This window comes from Streptomyces sp. NPDC001700, assembly GCF_053596435.1.
Map to the genome: position 1 here is coordinate 1 of NZ_JBSFGE010000019.1, position 20,457 is coordinate 20,457.

Annotated in this window: 7 protein-coding genes; 2 read left to right on the top strand and 5 right to left on the bottom strand. The window is 70.7% G+C overall.

Going from position 1 to position 20,457, the window contains the following annotated elements; genetic code table 11:
- Nucleotides 1–14,162: amino acid adenylation domain-containing protein (locus ACWC5C_RS29620; protein ID WP_450880313.1), on the bottom strand; the 14,162-nt coding region annotated here is incomplete at its 3' end.
- A 260-nt stretch (nt 14,163–14,422) separates the two neighbouring features.
- Between ACWC5C_RS29620 and gntA the strand changes: the two genes are divergently transcribed.
- Entirely contained in the window at nt 14,423–15,097 is a 675-nt protein-coding gene (gene gntA / locus ACWC5C_RS29625) for a guanitoxin biosynthesis heme-dependent pre-guanitoxin N-hydroxylase GntA (RefSeq protein WP_450880315.1), read from the top strand.
- Nucleotides 15,098–15,335: 238 nt separating this feature from the next.
- Nucleotides 15,336–16,538 (top strand): SMI1/KNR4 family protein, encoded by a 1,203-nt coding sequence (locus ACWC5C_RS29630; protein WP_450880317.1) that lies wholly within the window; start codon nt 15,336–15,338, stop codon nt 16,536–16,538.
- A gap of 7 nt (nt 16,539–16,545) precedes the next feature.
- Here ACWC5C_RS29630 and ACWC5C_RS29635 read toward each other — a convergent pair whose 3' ends face one another.
- The 4 genes from ACWC5C_RS29635 to ACWC5C_RS29650 all read right to left on the bottom strand — a co-directional run bounded on the left by ACWC5C_RS29635 (nt 16,546) and on the right by ACWC5C_RS29650 (nt 20,447).
- Complete coding sequence (locus tag ACWC5C_RS29635; protein ID WP_450880319.1) at nt 16,546–17,235, bottom strand: TetR/AcrR family transcriptional regulator; 690 nt, start codon at nt 17,233–17,235, stop codon at nt 16,546–16,548.
- 16 nt (nt 17,236–17,251) lie between these two features.
- On the bottom strand, nt 17,252–18,010 hold the full coding sequence (locus tag ACWC5C_RS29640) for an SDR family oxidoreductase (protein ID WP_450880321.1): 759 nt from the start codon (nt 18,008–18,010) through the stop codon (nt 17,252–17,254).
- A gap of 87 nt (nt 18,011–18,097) precedes the next feature.
- The gene (locus ACWC5C_RS29645; protein WP_450880323.1) at nt 18,098–19,135 is read right to left on the bottom strand and encodes a zinc-dependent alcohol dehydrogenase family protein; all 1,038 of its coding nucleotides are present in this window, start codon (nt 19,133–19,135) and stop codon (nt 18,098–18,100) included.
- Nucleotides 19,136–19,187: 52 nt separating this feature from the next.
- Complete coding sequence (locus ACWC5C_RS29650) at nt 19,188–20,447, bottom strand: MFS transporter (protein WP_450880325.1); 1,260 nt, start codon at nt 20,445–20,447, stop codon at nt 19,188–19,190.
- Nucleotides 20,448–20,457 lie beyond the last annotated feature (10 nt).

The following is a 20,457-nucleotide window of genomic DNA, read 5'->3' on the forward strand; positions in this document are numbered from 1 at the left end:
ACGAACCGCTCCGGCCCCACCCCCCGACCGGCCAGCACCCGCGCCAGCCGATCCACCCACGCACCCAACTCCCCATACGAAACCCGCACATCACCAAAGACCAACGCCACAGCATCCGGGCAAGCAGCTACCTGGGCCTCGAACAACGCCACCACATCAGCCGCACAGGCCTCACCCGCCCTCACACCAGAACCCCACTCACCAAGAACCCGGCCCCGCTCCTCCTCGTCCAATACGTGGATCTGCGTCACCCGCGTGTCCGGCGCGGTGACGGCCACCTCCAGGACACGCAGGAACCGCTCGCAGAGCAGCTCCGCGCTCCCCGCGTCGAAGAGATCCGCGCTGAACTCCAGGGCCGCACTGATCCCGCCCGTCTGCCCCAACTCCGCGTAGGACAAGGAGAGATCGAAGCGCGAGGCCCCCGTGCCGCTCGTCCGCTGCTCCACTTTGAGCCCACCAAATTCCACCGCGCCGCCCGTGACCGACTGCGAGGTCACATTCGGGTTGAGCATGGTCTGGAAGAGGGGGTGGCGGGCGGTGGACCGTTCCGGGTTGAGGATCTCGACGAGCCGCTCGAAGGGAACATCCTGGTTGCTGTACGCCGCGAGATCCGACTGCCGGACCCGACCAAGAAGCTCGGTGAACGTGGGATCCCCGGACAGGTCCGTACGCAGAACAAGAGTGTTGACGAAGAACCCCACCAGATCCTCAACCGCGTCATCGGTACGACCCGCGATAGGCGACCCGATCGGGATATCGGTCCCGGCACCGAGCCGCGAAAGCAGCACGCCCAGCGCGGCCTGCAGCACCATAAACACGCTGGCCTGCTGCTCACGCGCCAGCCGCACCACCGCCGCATGAAGTTCCCGAGGAACATCGAACTCAACAGTCCCACCCCGATGGGAAGGAACCGCCGGGCGAGGCCGGTCAGTGGGCAGCTCCAACTCAGCCGGAAGACCAGCCAGCGTCTCCCGCCAATAACCCAACTGCCGCGCGATCGCACTCTCCGGGTCATCCTCGGAACCGAGGACCTCGCGCTGCCACACAGTGAAATCGGCGTACTGAACCGGCAGCGGCACCCAACCCGGCGCACCGCCCCTCACACGAGCGGTATACGCCGTGGTCAGATCCCGAGCCAACGGAGACAGCGACCACCCATCCGCAGCGATGTGGTGAATGACCAACAACAGCACATGCTCGTCCGGGGAGACCTCGAACAAGGTCGCACGCAGCGGCACCTCCGCAGTCAGGTCGAACCCGTGACGTGCGGCGGCGACAAGGTCGTCATCGAGCCGCGAGGCGGGAGTCGGTACGACAGCGAATGCCGGACGCGCGGCCTCTCCGTTGAGGACGACCTGGTAGGCGCCCTTGTCGTCGCCTGCGAACACGGTGCGCAGCGACTCGTGGCGCTCCACGACATCGGCCAGTGCGGCCTCTAGGGCCGCATGGTCGAGTGGGCCGGTCAGGCGGAGTGCCACCGGGATGTTGTAGAGCGAGCTGCCCGGCTCGTACTGGTGCAGGAACCACAGCCGTTGCTGGGCGTGGGAGAGGGGGATGCGGGTGGGTCGTGGTCGGGTGGTGAGGGCAGTACGGGCAGTGGTGGCGTTGGTGAGTGCGTGGGTGAGGCCGGTGATGGTGGGGGTTTCGAAGAGCTGGCGGACGGAGAGTTCGGCGCCGAGGACGGTACGGACACGGGAGACCAGGCGAGTGGCGAGGAGGGAGTGTCCGCCGAGGTCGAAGAAGCTGTCGTCGATGCCGACCTGTTCCAGACCGAGAATGTCGGCGAACAGGGCGGCCAGGACTTCTTCCTGCGGGGTACGGGGAGCGCGTCCGGTACCGGTGGCGGGGAACTCGGGGTCGGGCAGGGCCTTGCGGTCGAGCTTGCCGTTCGCGGTCAGCGGGAGCGCGTCGAGTTCCACGAACAGGGACGGGACCATGTAAGCGGGCAGACTCTGCGCGAGATGGTCACGCAACCGCGCTTCCGACACCTCCGCACCGCCACTGACCAGGTACGCCACCAGGCGGTCTTCCCGGACGGCGACAGCGGCCCGGACCACGTCCGGATGACCGGCCAGCGCGGACTCCACCTCACCCAGCTCGATACGGAACCCCCGCACCTTGACCTGATCATCAGCACGCCGCAGGTAGACGAGGTCGCCGGTACTGGTCCAGCGGACGACGTCTCCCGTGCGATACATACGGGAACCCGCCGGGCCGTACGGGTCGGCGACGAACCGCTCCCCGGTCAGCCCGGGACGCTTGAGATAGCCGCGCGCCACACCCGCACCCGCGATATACAGCTCCCCCGACACACCGGCCGGGACCGGCTGCAGATGACCGTCCAGGACATACAGCCGGGTACGGGACAGCGGCCTCCCAATGGTCACCGCACCCTCTCCGGCGACCTCGGCGGCGGTGGACCAGATGGTGGTCTCCGTCGGCCCGTACACATTCAGCACCGACGCCGCAGCGGCGGCCAGTCGCCCCGCCAGGTCCGTGGGCAGGGCTTCGCCCCCCACCAGGACCCGTACGCCCCTCAGCGCATCCCCCGCCTCGTCGGTGACCGCGCGCCACAGACTCGGCGTTGCCTGCATGACCGAGATGCCCTGCCCAGTAATCGCCGCACGCAGCCCGGCCGGGTCCAGGACGAGATCCCGGCTCGCGAGGACCACGGCGGAGCCGGACACCAGCGGCGCGAACAGCTCCAGCCCCGCGATGTCGAAGCCGACCGTGGTCACCGCCAGCAGCCGGTCGGCCGGGGTGAATCCGACGCGCTCGCGCATGTCCACAAGGAGGTTGGCCAGGTTGCCGCGCGACACCACGACGCCCTTGGGACGGCCCGTCGAACCCGACGTGAAGATGGCATACGCGCCGCCCCGCGGATCCACCGGCACACTCTGTGCCGGTGCGCCGTCGAGCAGCGCGGGCAGCGTGTCAGCGTCCAGAGTGAGAACGGGCCGGGTCATGCTCAGCATGTACTCGACCCGATCCGCCGGGTAGGCCAGGTCGACCGGCAGATAGGCGCCACCGGTCTTCAACACCGCGAGCAGAGCCACCACCAGCTCCACCGACCGAGGCAACGCCACCGCCACGAACCGCTCCGGCCCCACCCCCCGCTCGATAAGCGACCCGGCGAGCCGGGCAGCCCGCTCATCCAGCTCCGCATACGTGACAGCGGTGCCCTCGAAGACAACGGCCACCGCGTCCGGATCCGCCTTGACCCGCGCCTCGAAGAGAGCCACCACATCGGCATCGGCCCCCAAGGGGCGGGCGACGGCGGTGTTCCACTCCTCCAGGAGCAGCTGCCGCTCGGCGGCGTCGAGAAGGGTGATCCCGCTGGTAGGAGTGGCGGGGTCGGCGACGACGGCCTCCAGCACACGCAGGAACCGCTCGCACAGCAGCTCCGCGCTCCCCACATCGAACAGATCCGCACTGAACTCCAGGACCGCGTGCATCCCGCCCGCTTCGGTCCGACCGGGGTCCTGCAGCTCCTGGACCGCCAGGAGCAGGTCGAACTTCGCCACCGCGTTGTCGGCGTTCATGGCGCTCACGGTGAGGCCCGGGAGCCGACCGGTCCCGGTCCCCGCAGTTGGGTCGACGTTGTGCAGGGACAGCATGGTCTGGAAGAGGGGATGGCGGGCGGTGGACCGTTCGGGGTTCAGGATCTCGACAAGCCGCTCGAAGGGCACATCCTGATTGCTGTACGCCGCCAGATCGGTCTGCCGAACCCGGCCCAGCAGCTCGGTGAACGTGGGATCCCCGGACAGATCAGTACGCAGAACCAGGGTATTGACGAAGAACCCCACCAGGTCCTCGACCGCGTCATCAGTGCGCCCCGCGATGGGCGATCCGATCGGAATGTCCGTACCGGCACCGAGCCGCGAGAGCAGCACACCCAGAGCGGCCTGCAGCACCATGAACACGCTGGCCTGCTGCTCACGAGCCAGCCGCACCACCGCCGCGTGGAGTTCCTGCGGGATGGCGAACTCGACGGTGCCGCCTTCGTGCGACGGGACAGCGGGCCGCGCCCGGTCCGTCGGCAATTCCAGCTCGGCGGGCAGATCGGCCAGCGTCTCCCGCCAATAACCCAACTGCCGCGCGATCGCACTCTCCGAGTCGTCCTCGGAACCGAGGACCTCGCGCTGCCAGAGGGTGAAATCGGCGTACTGAACCGGCAACGGCACCCAACCCGGCGCACCGCCCCTCACCCGAGCGGTATACGCCGTGGTCAGATCCCTGGCCAGCGGAGCCAGCGACCACCCATCCGCAGCGATGTGGTGAATGACCAACAGCAGCACAAACTCATCCGGAGCCGTCTCGAACAGCGTCCCCCGGACCGGAATCTCCACCGCCAGGTCGAACCCGTACGACACCGCCTCGGCAAGATCGACATCCAGACGTTCGGGACTGGAACTGACATGGACCAGGCCGGGCCGGGCGTCCTTGCGGACGGCCTGGAAACCCCCCTCGTCATCCTGCGGGAAAACCGTACGCAGCGACTCATGCCGCTCCACCACATCACCCAGCGCCGCCTCAAGAGCCACACGATCCAAGGCCCCCGTCAGACGCAGCGCGACCGGGATGTTGTAGAGCGAGCTGCCCGGCTCGTACTGCTGCAAAAACCACAGCCGCCGCTGAGCGAACGACAACGGCACCCGCTCCGGACGCACCCCGGCCACCAGGCGTTGGCCCGAACGGCCCGCCACAGTCGTCAGCTTGGCGAGCTGGGCCACCGTCGGGTTGTCGAACATGTCGCGTACCGACAGCTCCATGCCGAGCACCGATCGCGCCCGGGCGAGCAGCCGGATGGCCAGCAGGGAGTGGCCGCCGAGGTCGAAGAAGTCGTCGTCGACGCCGACCCGCTCCAGGCCCAGGACCTCGGCGAACAGCCCGGCGATGGCGTCCTCCCACGGGCTCCGCGAGCCGTGCGCGGCCAGCAGGTCGCCCGCCCCGGAAGCCGGGCCGGGCACCGGCTTGGGGAGTGCGCGCCGGTCCAGCTTGCCGTTGGGCGTGAGGGGCAGCGCGTCCAGGAGCACGATCGCCGACGGAACCATGTAGTCGGGGAGCTGCTCCTTGGCGTGCGAGAGCAGCAGGTCCACCGGCACATCGGTACCGGCCGTGGTGACGGCGTACGCGACGAGACTCTGATCGCCCGCGCCGTCCTCGTGGACCATCACGACGGCCTCCTGTACGCCGTCGATGCCCAGCAACACGGCCTCGATCTCGCCGAGTTCGAGCCGGAACCCGCGCAGTTTCACCTGCTGGTCGGCCCGGCCCGCGTACTGGAGATATCCGTCGGCGGTCCACAGGGCGCGGTCGCCGGTGCGGTACATGCGGGAGCCCGCCGGACCGAACGGGTTCGCCACGAAACGCTCGCCGGTCAGGTCGGGGCGTCCCAGATAGCCACGGGCGAGCCCGGTGCCAGCGATGTACAGCTCGCCCGTCACTCCGGGAGCCATGGGCCGCAGGCCCGCGTCGAGGACGTACGCCTGCGTGTTCCAGAACGGGCGGCCGATGGGGACGGCACCGGACGGGGTCGGTGCGCCCGGTGCGAGGGTGAAGTCCGTGCAGTTGACGGTGGCTTCGGTCGGGCCGTACGCGTTGACGACCGTCGCGCCGGGGTGTCTCTCGCGCCACTCGGCGAGCTTCTCGCCGAGGAGCTGCTCACCGCCGAGGACGAGCGTGCCGGACGGCGAGGCCGTGTCGGGGAGTGTGTCGAGGAGCGCCAGGTGGCTCGGGGTGGCCTTCATGAAGGCCGGGCGGGCGGCGTTCCGGGGCGGCTCTTCGCTGAGGTCGGCGAGCCGTACGCAGCCGCCCGAGACCAGCGGCGTGTACAGGGCCGTGACCGTCAGGTCGAAGGCGATCCGGGAGTGCAGCAGCGCGCTGCCCGAGGCGTCCGGGTAGGCGTGGCGGGCGCGCTGGAGGTAGGCGCCCACCGAACGGTGCTCGACCACGACACCCTTGGGTCGGCCCGTCGAGCCCGACGTGTAGATCACGTACGCGGGGTTGTGCGGCGACAGCGGACCCGCCGGAGCCGCGGTCGCCGCTGCCAGGGCCGTCCGCGTCTCCGTCCGGTCGAGGAGCAGGGCTTCGACGCCGGGCACCAGGCCGGACCATTCGCCATTGGTCAGCGCGAGGACGGGCGCGGTGTCCGCCAGCATGTAGCGCAGGCGTTCCGCCGGGTACTCCAGGTCGAGCGGCAGGTAGGCGCCGCCCGCCTTCAGGACCGCGAGCAGGCTCACGATCAGCTCGGTGGACCGGGGCAGCGCCACCGCCACGAACCGCTCGGGGCCGACACCGCGCTCGGTGAGGAGCCGGGCCAGGCGGTCGCTGCGCTCGTCGAGTTCGGCGTACGAGAGTGACGTACCGGCGTGGACGAGCGCGGTGGCATCCGGGGTGCGGGCCACCTGGGCCGCGAAGAGGGAGACCACGCTCGCGGGTGCCACGTCACGTGCCGTGTCGTTCCACTCGTGCAGCACGCGGTGCCGCTCGGCAGCGGTCAGTACGTCCACTTCGCCGACCCGCCGGTCCTGGTCGGCCAGTGCCGCGTCGAGTACCAGCAGGAAGCGCTCGCCGAGCGAGCGGGCGGTGGGGGCGTCGAACAGGTCGGCGCTGTACTCAAGGACTCCGCCCAAGCCGCCCGTCGGCTTCTCGTAGAGGCGGAACAGCAAGTCGAACTTGGCCCCCGTGTCCTCGGTCGGCATCGCGGATGCCGTAAGGCCGGGCAGGGCGAGCGCGCCGCCGACGGAGCTGCGCGGATCCGCGTTCTGCACCACCAGACGCACCTGGAACAGCGGATGACGGGCGGCGGACCGTTCCGGGTTGAGCAGCTCGACAAGCCGCTCGAAGGGCACGTCCTGGTTGCTGTACGCGGCGAGGTCGGTCTCCCGTACCCGGTCGATGAGCTGGGCGAAGGTGGGGTCGCCGGAGAGGTCGGTGCGCAGGACGAGGGTGTTGACGAAGAACCCGACGAGGTCCTCGACCGCGTCGTCGGTGCGGCCCGCGACGGGCGAGCCGATGGGGATGTCCGTACCGGCGCCGAGGCGGGAGAGGAGCACGGCGAGGGCGGCCTGCACGACCATGAAGGTGCTCGCCCGGTGCTCGCGCGCCGCCGCCTCGATGCGCTCGCGCAGCTCCTGCGACACCTCGAACTCGACGGTTCCGCCCCGGTGGGAGGGAGTCGCCGGTCGGGGCCGGTCGGTGGGCAGCTCCAGCTCGGCCGGAAGGCTGTCCAGCGCGCCTTCCCAGTAGGCGAGTTGCCGGGAGATCCGGCTGTCGGCGTCGTCCTCGGAGCCGAGGATGTCGCGCTGCCAGAGGGTGAAGTCGGCGTACTGGACGGGCAGCGGAGCCCAGGCCGGTGCGCTGCCCGCGGCGCGGGCGGCGTAGGCGGCGGTCAGCTCCCGGGCCAGCGGTCCGAACGACCACTCGTCGGCCGCGATGTGGTGGATCAGGAGCAGCAGTACGTGGTCGTCCTGCCCGGTCTCGAACAGGGTGCCCCGGATCGGGATCTCCGCCGTGAGGTCGAACGCGTGGCCCGTGGCGGTCCGCAGAGCGGCCGTTAGCTCATCGGCGACGACCCGTTCGACGGTCAGCGGGGGCGCGGCGGCGGCCCGTATGACCTGATGGGCGCCCTCGGCGTCCTCGGCGACGACGGTCCGCAGCACCTCGTGCCGCGCTACGACGTCGGCAAGCGCGGCGCGCAGCGCCGTGTGGTCGAGGGGGCCGGTGAGGCGCAGTGCGACCGGAAGGTTGTAGGTCGCGGTGGGGCCTTCGAGCCGGTGCAGGAACCACTGCCCCCGCTGGGCGAAGGACAGCGGGATCCGGTCGGGCCGCGGCCCGGCGGTCATCGCGGCGCGGGCCGTGTCGGCGCCCCGCAGCTCCGCGGCGATCCCGGCGACCGTGGGAGCCTCGAAGAGCCGCCGCACGGCCAGCTCGACACCGAGCGCGGTGCGGATGCGCGAGACCAGCCGGGTGGCGAGCAGCGAATGCCCGCCCAGCGCGAAGAAGTTGTCGTCGATGCCGACGCCGGAGACGCCGAGGACCTCGGTGAACAGCCCGCACAGGATCTCCTCCTGCGGGGTGCGCGGCGCGCGGCCCAGGGCGGCGCCGCTGAACTCCGGCTCGGGGAGCGCCTTGCGGTCGAGCTTCCCGTTGGCGGTCAGCGGGAGTGCGTCGAGGGTGACGAAGGCGGCGGGCACCATGTAGTCCGGCACGGCCTCGGCCAGGCGGTCCCGCAGGCCGGGCGCGTCGGGCACACCGCCGGGCGCGGCGGGGGACCCGACGAGATAGGCGACCAGCCGATCGTCGCGGACGACGACGGCCGCCCGGGCGACGCCTTCGATGCCGGTGAGCACGGTCTCGATCTCACCCAGCTCGATACGGAACCCGCGCACCTTGACCTGGTCGTCCGCGCGCCGCAGGTAGACGAGGTCGCCGGTACTGGTCCAGCGGACCACATCGCCAGTGCGGTACATACGGGAACCGGCCGGGCCGTACGGGTCGGCGACGAACCGCTCCCCGGTCAGCCCGGGACGCTTGAGATAGCCGCGCGCCACACCCGCACCCGCGATATACAGCTCCCCCGACACACCAGCCGGGACCGGCTGCAGATGACCGTCCAGGACATACACCCGGGTACGGGACAGCGGCCTCCCAATGGTCACCGCACCCTCTCCGGCGATCTCAGCAGCGGTGGACCAGATCGTGGTCTCCGTCGGCCCGTACACATTCAGCACCGACGCGGCGGAGGCCGCCAGTCGCCCCGCGAGGTCCGTGGGCAGAGCCTCGCCGCCCACCAGGACCCGTACGCCCCTCAGCGCGTCCCCCGCATCGTCAGCCACCGCACGCCACAGACTCGGCGTCGCCTGCATGACCGAGATGCCCTGCCCAGTGACCGCCGCACGCAGCCCGGCCGGGTCCAGGACGAGATCCCGGCTCGCGAGGACCACGGCGGAGCCGGACACCAGCGGCGCGAACAGCTCCAGCCCCGCGATGTCGAAGCCGACCGTGGTCACCGCCAACAACCGGTCGACCGAAGTGAATCCAACGCGCTCACGCATGTCCACAAGGAGGTTCGCCAGGCTGCCCCGCGACACCACGACACCCTTGGGGCGACCCGTAGAACCGGACGTGTAGATCACATACGCGGCCCCACGCGGATCCACCGGCACGCTCTGCGCCGGTGCCCCGTCGAGCAGCGCGGGCAGCGTGTCAGCGTCCAGAGTGAGGACGGGCCGGGTCGCGCCCAGCATGTAGTCGACCCGGTCAGCCGGGTAAGCCAGGTCGAGCGGCAGATAGGCACCACCGGTCTTCAGCACGGCGAGCAGAGCGACGACCAGCTCCACCGAACGAGGCAAAGCCACCGCCACGAACCGCTCGGGACCCACCCCCCGCTCGATCAGCGATCCCGCGAGCCTGGCAGCCCGCTCGTCCAGCTCCGCATACGTGACACTGGTGCCCTCGAAGACGACAGCCACCGCGTCCGGGGCCACCTTGACCCGCGCCTCGAAGAGAGCCACCACATCGGCATCGGCCGCGAAGGCGCGGACCGTGGTGCTCCACTCCTCCAGAAGCAGCCGCCGCTCGCCCGTGCCAAGGAGGCTGACCTCGCTAATGGGAGTGGTGGGCTCGGTGACGACCGTCTCCAAGACCCGCAGGAACCGCTCACAGAGCAGCTCCGCACTCCCCACGTCGAACAGATCCGCACTGAACTCCAGGACCGCGCCGATGCCCGCCTCGGAGCCGTCCGGCCCGTGCCGCTCACCCAGGTTGAAGGCGAGGTCGAACCGGGCCGCGTCGGAGCCCATGCTCTGGTCCGAGACGCTGACCCCGGGCCACTCCGTCAGCGACTGGGCCGCTGCCCCCAGCTCCATGTTGTGCAGGGACAGCATGGTCTGGAAGAGGGGATGGCGGGCGGTGGACCGTTCCGGGTTGAGGATCTCGACGAGACGCTCGAACGGGACATCCTGATTGCTGTACGCCGCGAGATCGGTCTGCCGGACCCGACCAAGAAGCTCGGTGAACGTGGGATCCCCGGACAGGTCCGTACGCAGAACCAGAGTGTTGACGAAGAACCCCACCAGGTCCTCGACGGCGTCATCGGTACGGCCCGCGATTGGCGACCCGATCGGGATATCGGTCCCGGCACCGAGCCGCGAGAGCAGCACGCCCAGCGCGGCCTGCAGCACCATGAAAACGCTGGCCTGCTGCTCACGAGCCAGCCGCACCACCGCCGCATGAAGCTCCTGCGGAACATCGAACTCAACAGTCCCACCCCGATGGGAAGGAACCGCCGGGCGAGGCCGGTCAGTGGGCAGCTCCAACTCAGCCGGAAGACCAGCCAGCGTCTCCCGCCAATAACCCAACTGCCGCGCGATCGCACTCTCCGGATCATCCTCGGAACCGAGGACCTCGCGCTGCCACACAGTGAAATCGGCGTACTGAACCGGCAACGGCACCCAACCCGGCGCACCGCCCCCCACACGAGCCGTATACGCCGTGGTCAGATCCCGGGCCAACGGAGACAGCGACCACCCATCCGCAGCGATGTGATGGATGACCAACAACAGCACATACTCATCCGAAGAGACCTCGAACAGCGTCCCCCGGACAGGAATCTCCGCCGCCAGGTCGAACCCATAGGACACCGCCTCGGCGAGATCCGCATCAAGGCGTTCAGGGCTGGAGCCGATGTGGATGAGCCCGGGCCGGGCGTCCTTGCGGACGACCTGGAAACCACCCTCGTCATCCTGCGGGAAAACCGTACGCAACGACTCATGCCGCTCCACCACATCACCCAGCGCCGCCTCAAGAGCCACACCATCCAAGGCCCCGCTCAGACGCAGCGCCACCGGAATGTTGTACAGCGAGCTGCCCGGCTCATACTGCTGCAAAAACCACAGCCGCCGCTGAGCGAACGACAACGGCACCCGCTCCGGACGCACCCCGGCCACCAGGCCCGTCCGCGCCGTGGCAGCGCCCGTCAGGCCCTCCGCCAGGGAGGCAGGGGTCGGAGCTTCGAAGAGCCGCCGGACCGGGAGTTCGGCGCCGAGGGCGGTGCGGACGCGGGAGACGAGGCGGGTGGCGAGCAGCGAATGCCCGCCGAGGTCGAAGAAGCTGTCGTCCACACCGACCCGCTCCAGGCCCAGGACGTCGGCGAACAGCCCGCACAGGATCTCCTCCTGCGGGGTACGCGGCCGACGGGCCGCCGCCGCGGAGGCGGCATAGTCGGGGGCGGGCAGGGCCCGGCGGTCCAGCTTGCCGGTGGGGGTCAGGGGAAGCTCGGCGAGCTGCACGACGGCCGCCGGGACCATATGGTTCGGGAGCTGCTCAGCGATGTGCCGACGCAGCTCGGCAGGGTCGGTGCCAGCGCCGTCCGAGGGCGTCACGTAGGCGACGAGCCGCTTGTCACCGGGCTCGTCCTCGCGGGCGACCACGGCGCACTGGGCCACCGACGCATGCGCCCCGAGCAGCGACTCGATCTCGCCCAGCTCGATGCGGAACCCGCGCACCTTGACCTGGTTGTCGGCGCGGCCGATGAACTCGACCACCCCCGAGGCCGTCCAGCGCACTACATCGCCGGTCCGGTACATGCGGGAACCCGCCGGGCCGAACGGGTTCGCCACGAAACGCTCGGCGGTCAGCCCCGGCCGGTGGAGGTAGCCGCGTGCCACCCCCGCACCGGCGACGTACAGCTCCCCCGGCACACCGGGCGGCATCGGACGGAGTGCCGAGTCGAGCACGTAGATCTGGGCGTTGGACACCGGCGTGCCCAGCTCGGCGGGGCTGCCTTCGCGGACGATGCCGGTGACACTGTCGGCGGTGCACTCGGTGGGACCGTAGAAGTTGAAGCTCGTCAGGCCCTCGACGGAGGCCAGCTCCCGGCGCAGCGCCTCGCCGATGGCCTCGCCGCCGAGGACGACCAGGGCCGGGCGGTGCCGGTCGGGGCTCAGCAGGCCCGCGGTGATCAGGTGCTGGCATTCGGAGGGCGTCATGTCGACGACGTCGATGCGGTGTTGGTGCACCAGGTGCGCGAACGCCTCGGGGTCGTGCCGGTCCTCGTCGCCGATCAGGTGGAGCTCGTGCCCGTGGGCCGCCATCCAGAGGAAGAGACCCCAGGAGGCGTCGAAGGAGAACGACGCGGTGTGCGCCATGCGCAGCCGTCTGCCGCCGACGGACTCCACCACCGGCGTGAGCACTTCGGCCTGGTGGTGGTGGAGCAGGTTGGTGAGGCTGGAGTGGTTGATCAGTGCGGCCTTGGGCCGTCCCGTGGAGCCGGAGGTGTAGAGGATGTACGCGCCGTTGTCCCGGGTCGCCCGTACGTCCGGCAGATCCGTGGCCGGGAGCTTCGCGAGGGACGCCGTCAGCTCCGGGGCGTCGAGGCGCAGCACGGGCACGCCCGGGCCGTCCAGGACGCTCACGCGGTCGGCGGCGGCGCCAGCGGTCACCACGAGGGCGGGCGCCGAGTCGGTCAGCATGAACGAGGTGCGCTCGGCCGGGTAGGCGGGGTCGACCGGCAGATAGACGGCCCCGGCCTTCATGGCCGCGAGGAGGGCGACCACGGAGTCCACCGAGCGCGGCAGCACCACGGCCACGATGTCCTCGGGGCCGACACCGTGCTCGACGAGCAGCCGGGCCAGCCGGTTGACCCGGCCGTTGAGCTGGCGGTAGGTCACCGAGGTGTCCTGGAAGACGACGGCCGTCTCGTCCGGGGTGCGGGCCACCTGGGCTTCGAAGAGCCGGGGCAGGATCTCGCCCGGCATGTCCCGTTCGGTGCGGTTCCAGTCGACCAGCATGCGCCGGGTCTGCTCGGCGTCGAGTACGTCGATGCGGCCGACCGGTGTCCGGGGGGCGGTGAGGAGCAGCCGCAGGGTCCGCAGCAGCTGCTCGCCCAGCTCCGCGGCCTCGGCGGCGCTGAAGACGTCCGGGCGGTGGTCGAGCTGGAACCGCAGGGTGCTGTCGGGCATCGCCACGAGGCCGAGCGGGTAATGCGTGGCGTCGTAACCGACGGTCCGCAGCACCTTGAGGCCGTCGGACGCCTGGTTCATGTCACCGGCGTCCAGCGGATAGCTCTCGAACACCATGGACGTGTCGAAGAGTTCACCGAGTCCGGCGATCCGCTGGATCTCGGACAGCCCCAGGTGCTGGTGGGGCAGCAGCCGGGTCTGCTGCTCCTGGAGCCTGCTGAGCAGCGCCGAGAAGGGCTCTTCGGGGCGCAGTCGCAGCCGCAGTGGCAGGGTGTTGATGAAGAGGCCGACCATGTCCTCGACGCCGTCTAGCTCCGGCGGGCGGCCGGACACGGTCACGCCGAACACCACGTCGTCCAGGCCGCTCATCCGGGAAAGCAGCAGCGCCCAGGCGCCCTGCACCAGGGTGTTGAGGGTCAGGCCGCGCGTGCGGGCGAAGGCCGTCAGGGCCTCGGTCTCCTGCTCGTCGAGGCCGAAGAGGACGTGCTCGGGCACTACCGGCGGCTGTTCCACGCCGAGGGAGGCGACCCGGGTGGGCTCTTCGAGCCCGGCCAGCTCCTCGGTCCAGGCCGCGCGGGCCTCAGTGGCGTCCTGCTCGGCGAGCCAGGTGAGGTGGTCGCGGTACGGGCGCACTCGGGGCAGCCCTGACGCGTCGCCCTTGGCGTGATAGAGCGTGAACAGCTCTCGCATGACGATCTGCATCGACCAACCGTCCAGCAGGATGTGGTGGTTGGTGAGGAGGAACCGGTAGCGCTGCTCGCCGAGCCGGAGCAGGGTGAAGCGGATCAGCGGGGCCTGCCCGAGGTCGAACCGGCGATCGCGGTCCTCAAGGGCCGCCTGCTCCGCCAGCCCGTCCCGCTCGCCGTCCGGGGCCGACCTGAGGTCGACGGTCCGCCACGGCGCGGTGACGTCGCGCAGCACCAGCTGGGCCCATTCCCCGGACTTGCGCTGGCGGAAGGCGACCCGCAGGTTCGGGTAGCGGACGAGTAGCGCTTCGGCGGCCGCGCGCAGGGCGTCCGCGTCGAGCGGGCCCTCGAAATCCGTCGCCACCTGAGCCACGTACACATCGGTGCCACCGGTGTCGTCGTCCGCGTCGGCGGCCGTCCCGTCGAGGACGTTGTGGAAGAGCATGCCTTCCTGGAGCGGGGACAGCGGGTAGATGTCTTCGATCTTGCGTGGCTGTCGCGTCACTGCCATGTCTCCCACCCGGACCGCAATTCGTCTTTTATGTCGCCACCGGTAAAAGAGCAGGCAGCAATAGCGACCAGCAACCTATTGCGCCGCCCGCGCGGGTGCAAGCAAAAACCGAGGTCATTAACCCTCAACTTAAAATCCATTGAGGTTCTTGCCGGTGCGGCCCGCCCCATATTCAGCCCCAGCTTAAAGAGGTCGCACCCGGGGCTGCCGCCTGCGGGCGAGTGCTACGGTCGCAGGCCTTGTGTCGGAACGGAGGCAGTATGCAGCAGGACGTCGAGGAGGAATTAAGATCCTGGATACGCGGAGATTCCTTTACCTGCCTGGGGGCGCGTGCCGCACTTCGCCAGGGCACCCTGGTGACTCACGTATACGAAGAGCTGAATTCCGAGGACGGCACGGAGAAATTACACCGGAATCTTATCGAATTCATCGATTCGAACATTTACGAAGGGCATGACTTCGCTTCATTCATGGCCGTGTTCCGCACACCCCTGGAGTGCGGCGAGGAAGAGTTCGAAAAGGTCCTCTGGGATCAGCTCGGCCGACTGCACAGGCTTGACGCCGAATCATATTCATGGAGCGAAAGATTCTCGAGCGACGTGAGATCGCCGGACTTCGCGTTCAGCGTCGCGGGCCACCCGTTCTTCATCGCCGGACTCAATCCGAGCGCTTCGCGGATCTCCCGGCGGTTCTCCTACCCCGCTCTCGTCTTCAACTCGCATGTGCAGTTCGGCCGGCTGAAGTCCGACGGCACGTACGCCGGGCTGCAGCGGAGGATTCGCGCCAGAGAGATGCGGCTGCAGGGAAGCATCAATCCCATGCTGGCCGATCACGGCACGTCGTCGGAAGCACGGCAGTACTCGGGGCGGGCCGTATCGGCAGACTGGAAGTGCCCGTTCCACCCGGAACCCGGAACGCGCGCACCGGCGGAGTGACACGCGGGATTCACGCATGTCCTACAACCGCGCCACCTATCGTTGAGATGACCGTTCCTTCCGATTGCGAGCGTGCAGCGTGCTCGCGGTGCTGGACAGCGCGAAGGACCAGGCCGCGCGTCCTCGACCCGTTCCTTGCGTCCACCGCGGCCGCCGGGGAACAGCGACGATAGGGGTCCGACCGTACGACCGTCCCGACCGTACGACCGTCCCGACCGTCCGAACCGGAGGACCCCACGTGCCCCTGGACATCGCCGCGTTCACCACCCCCGGCCCGGAGCGGCCGCCCGTGCCCGTCCCCGTCGACTGGGCGGCGGTCGAGGCGTGGCTGGGGGTGGCTCTGCCGGACGACTACAAGCGGCTGGCCGACGCCCACGGGCCGCTGGACTTCGGCGCGTACGTGTGGATCCACGTGCCCTGCGTCCAGGAGGGCGCGTTCGACTACGGGGACTGGCTGCGCGAAACGCACCGCGAAGCCCGGATCGCGCACCGCGCCCTGCCGGAGCCGGAGCGGTCGGCCGTCCACCCGGACCCCGGCGGGCTCCTCGCCTGGGGCGAGACCCGGGGGAGCGATGTGCTGTTCTGGGACACGTCCGTCTCGGCGGACCCCAACGAGTGGACGGTGGTCGTCCGCCACACCGGGCCCGTCCCCGGCAGCGGGCTCCTCCCCTGGCACCGGTACGACCTCACCCTCACCGGCTATCTGCGCCGCATGGTCCGCGAGGGCTGGGAACTCCCCTCCCCGCCCGGCCCCCTGATGGGCCCGCTGCCCGGCACGGCCGCCCGCACCGCCTTTCTGCCGGAGGCCGGGCCCTGGACGCCGCCCGAGCCCACCGTTCCCCGCCTCACCGACGCCGAACGCCGCGTCGCCCTGGAGACCGGCACCGGCCTGGACGCGCTGCGCCTGCTGTCCCCGCCCCCGGCCGAGGCCCCGTACCTGGGCGGCGGCACCTGGGACGCGCTCTTCGAGGAGCTGGGCACACGGCTGCCCCGGGAGTACGTGACCCTCCTGGAGCTGTACGGCGCCGGGTGCTGGAGCGAATGGCTGCGCTTCCACACCCCGCTGCGCCCGGCCGGTCAGGGGTTCGTCCACCACGTCGAGGAGACCCTGGACGCCTACGGGCAGCTCAAGGAGAAGTTCCCGGAGCACTATCCGCTCGCGATGTGGCCCGAGCCCGGCGGCTTTCTGCCCTTCGCCAACTCCATCGACGGCGACTACCTGGGCTGGCTCACCGAGGGCGCCGACCCCGACGCCTGGCCCCTGATCGTCTGGCCCCGCCACGCCCGGCAGGGCGGGCCGTGGGACCGCGGCCTCGTCGACGCGCTCCTCGCCTGGCTGCGCGGCACCTTCGTCACGGCGGGGCTGGCGGCGCTGGACGAGGACGACGACCCTGTCGAGTACGCGGAGTTCGAGCCCTGGGACGACCGCGCCTACTGGTGAGGCGGGCTCACCCCTCGGGGGCGTTCCACAGGTCCCGGAGTTCGGCCCAGTGCGGTGCCGGACCCGGAAGGGCGGCGGGCGGGTCGGCGGGCGCGGCGGCCGGGGTGCGCAGCCCGGCGAGGACCAGGTCGAGGTAGCGCAGGTGGAGCGCGGTGGCACGCTCCCCGGTGAGGGGCATCCGCGCGGTGAGGTGTTCCAGCAGCATGGGGATGTCGGCGGAGGTGAAGTCGGCCCGCAGCACCCCGGCCCGGTGCGCGGGCGCCACCAGGTCGTCGAGGGCGGCCCGCAGCCGTGCGGCGGCGTCCGCGACGTCGTCCGTGGCCGGTAGCCGCCCGCCGATCAGGGGGAGCAGCGGACCGCCGGGGTCCTGGACCGACAGCGCGTCCCGCAGGAAGCGGGCGAAGGCCGCCCAGGGGTCGGGCTCTTCGGCGAGGGCCGTACGCACCTGGGTGACGAGCTGCTCCATCGCCACGATCCGCATCCGCTGGGCCAGCAGTTCCTTGCTGGGGTAGCGGCGGTAGAGGCTGCCCATGCCGATACCGGCGCGACGGGCGATCTCCGATACGGGGGCGTCCCAGCCGAGTTCGGCGAAGACCTCGCGCGCGGCGCGCATGAGGCGGGCGTCGTTGCGGTCCGCCTCCCGCTGTCGGCCGCGCGGCGTACCGGAGTGTGCCGTACCGGCGTGCGTGTCACCCATGGTGCGGCATTCTCCCCTACGCCCGCGCCACGTTGAGGCCCCCGTCGACGGTGAGGATCTCGCCGGTGACGAAGCCCGCCTCCTCGCCGACGAGCATGGCGATCGCCCGGGCCACGTCCTCCGCTTCCGCGACCCGCCCGAGCGGCGTACGGTCCGCCAGCCTCCGCTTGAACTCCTCCGGCATCCCGGCGCTGGCCTCGGTGCGGACGAAGCCCGGTGCCACGACGTTGACGTTGATGCCGAGCGGACCGGCCTCGTGGGCGACGAAGCGGGCGAAGGTGTTCAGGGCGGACTTGGCCGTCCCGTGGGCCGCCATGCCCGGGGCGGGCGGACCGTCGGCCACCGTGCTGGAGACGTACACGATCCGGCCCCGCCCCTGGGCGCCCATGACGGCCAGCGCCTGCTGGGTGAGGGTGTAGACGGACGCGAGTTCGTCCGTCACCTTCGCCTTGAAGTCGTCCCAGGCGAGGTCCCGCACGGGGGTGGGGATGAAGCTGGCACCGGCGTTGCAGACGAGGACGTCCAGGCGCCCGTCTGCCGTGGAGCGCCGGAGGAGTTCGGCCGCCTGGCCGGGGTCGTGCACATCGGCTCGCAGGGCGAAGGCTTCGCCTCCGTCGGCCTCGATGAGCTTGACCACCTGGTCGGCCGCCTCGCGGTTCGAGAAGTAGTTCACGGCCACGCGGTAGCCGCGGGCCGCCAGCTCCAGCGAGGTCGCCGCGCCTATCCCCCGGCTGCCGCCGGTCACCAGGGCCGTCGGCTTGGTCGTCGCCTTCATCTGTCCTCCGTCTGGGCGGAACGGGTTCATGGTGCGGCGACCTTATCGGAGCGGAGCGCTCCGTTCCAAAATTCCGACGGGAGCGCGTCAGGGCTTGATGAGGACCTTGAGGCTCGTGCGGTCGGCCATGTCCCGGTATCCGGCGGGGACGCCGTCGAGGCCGGTCGTGGCGTCGAAGACCTTTCCGGGCTCGATGATGCCGTCCAGGATGTCGGGCATCAGCTCCGCCATGTAGGCGCGCGCCGGGGCGGGTCCCCCGGCCAGGCGGATGTTGTGGGCGAAGAGGCTGCCGAAGCCGATCGGCGCGTCCTCGTACTGCGGAACGCCGACCCGGCTGATGACGCCGCCCGGGCGGACGACGCCGACCGACTGCTCGTACGCGGGCATGTTGCCGACCGCCTCCAGGACGACGTGGGTGCCGTGGCCGCCGGTCAGCTCGCGGACCCGGGCGATGCCCTCCTCGCCACGGGCGGAGACGACGTCGGTGGCGCCGAACTCCCGGCCGAGGTCGGTACGCGCCTGGTGGCGCCCCATCAGGATGATCTGCTCGGCGCCGAGGCGCTTCGCCGACAGCACGGCCATGAGCCCGACCGCCCCGTCGCCGATCACGGTGACGCGGGTGCGCTCGCTGACGCCGCCCGCGACGGCGGCGTGGTAACCGGTGCCGAAGACGTCCGAGAGGGTCAGCAGGGACGGTATGAGCGCCGAGTCGGCGGCGACGGGGAGCCTCACGAGCGTCCCGTCGGCGAACGGCACCCGGACCGCTTCGGCCTGACCGCCCTCGTCGGGCTCCATGTCCCAGAAGGTGCCGTGGACGCAGGACGTGTGCAGCCCCTCCCGGCAGAACGCGCAGGTGCCGTCCGAGAAGGCGAACGGGGCGACGACCAGGTCGCCCTTCCTGACGGTGGTCACGTCGGAGCCGGTGGCCTCGACGACGCCGATGAACTCGTGCCCCATCCGGGCGGGGCCGTCCGCCGGGGACATCGAGCCGTACGGCCACAGGTCGCTGCCGCAGACGCAGGAGGCGGTGACGCGGACGAGAACGTCGGTGGGCTGCTTGATGACGGAGTCCGGGACGTCCTCGACGCGGACGTCACCGGCGCCGTACATGAGGGTGGCGCGCATGGGGTGTTCTCCTCGGGGTGGTGCGTGCTTCTGGTGCAGGTGGTTACGGGTGTTACGCGTGGTGTGCGACGACGCGTGACGCGGAGCGGCGGCGCTGGATGACGGCCATGGCGACCGTGGGCACCAGGGTCAGCGCGGCGATGGCGGCGCCGACCACGGCGGGTCCGGTGGTCTGGAGGCTGGAATCGAGGGCGTATCCGGCGATCCGCGAGCCGATCGCGGTACCGACGTTGAACGCCGAGACGACGAGCGCGGACCCGAGGGTGGGCGCTTGGCCCGCGTAGCGGACGCCCAGCGAGATCAGCACCGGGTTGGCGCCGAGCCCGAAGAGCCCGAGCAGGGCGACCAGCGCGGCCGTCGGGGCGGCGTAGCCGGAGAGCAGGCAGATCGCGAGCAGCAGGACCGTGGTCACCGCGGCCGCGACGATCGTCGTCGCGTGCGGGCGCCGGTCTCCGATCCGGCCGCCGACGAGGAAGCCCGCCAGCGCGCCGACGCCGAAGCCGACGAGCACCAGCGGTACGAGACCGGCGTCCAGACCGGCCCGCTCGGTCAGCAGCGGTGAGATGTAGGAGTACGCCGACAGGACGCCGCCGGTCGTGGTCGCGCAGGCCGCCAGCGCCAGCCACAGGCGGCCCGACCGCAGGGCGGACAGCTCGGACCGTACGGACACCGTCTGCTGACCGCCGCCGCCGTCGTGCGGGACGCAGCGGGCCATGAGCGCCATGGCGGCCACCGCGAGCACGGCGAGCGCCCAGAACGGTCCCCGCCAGCCCATGAGCTGCCCCGCGAACGCGCCGAGCGGCACCCCGACGACATTGGCGAGCATCGCGCCGGAGCCCACGACGCCCAGGGCGCGGGAACTCGACGCGGGACCGGCGGCGTCCGCGGCGACCACGTTGGCCACCGCCCAGAACGCTCCGGTCGCCAGCGCCGTCAGAAATCGCGCCGCCAGCAGCAGACCGAAACTGGAGCCGAGCCCGACGACGACATGTCCGGCCGCGAAGATCCCCAGGGCGAGCATCAGCGTCAGCCGCCGGGGCAGCCGCAGCGTCAGCATCGCCATCAGCGGCGCGCCGACGATCATCCCGGCCGCGAAGACCGTGATCAGCATTCCGGCCTGGGCCATGCCCACGCGCAGATCACCGGCGATCTCCGGCAGCAGACCCGCCACCACGAACTCGGCCGTGCCCATCAGGAACGTGCCCAGCGCCAGCGCGTAGACGACGGGAGGCAGCCGGGCGGGCGGCCGGGCGTGGCGTTCCTGTACGCCGGTGGGGGCGGGGGTGGGGAGGGTCCCTCCTCGGGTGGTCATGACGTCGTCT

What these genes read in the sequence shown, in the direction of transcription:
- gntA (WP_450880315.1), top strand. Translation starts at nt 14,423, where the DNA reads ATGCAGCAGGACGTCGAGGAGGAATTAAGATCCTGGATACGCGGAGAT.
- ACWC5C_RS29635 (WP_450880319.1), bottom strand. Translation starts at nt 17,235, where the DNA reads ATGGGTGACACGCACGCCGGTACGGCACACTCCGGTACGCCGCGCGGC.
- ACWC5C_RS29640 (WP_450880321.1), bottom strand. Translation starts at nt 18,010, where the DNA reads ATGAAGGCGACGACCAAGCCGACGGCCCTGGTGACCGGCGGCAGCCGG.
- ACWC5C_RS29645 (WP_450880323.1), bottom strand. Translation starts at nt 19,135, where the DNA reads ATGCGCGCCACCCTCATGTACGGCGCCGGTGACGTCCGCGTCGAGGAC.
- ACWC5C_RS29650 (WP_450880325.1), bottom strand. Translation starts at nt 20,447, where the DNA reads ATGACCACCCGAGGAGGGACCCTCCCCACCCCCGCCCCCACCGGCGTA.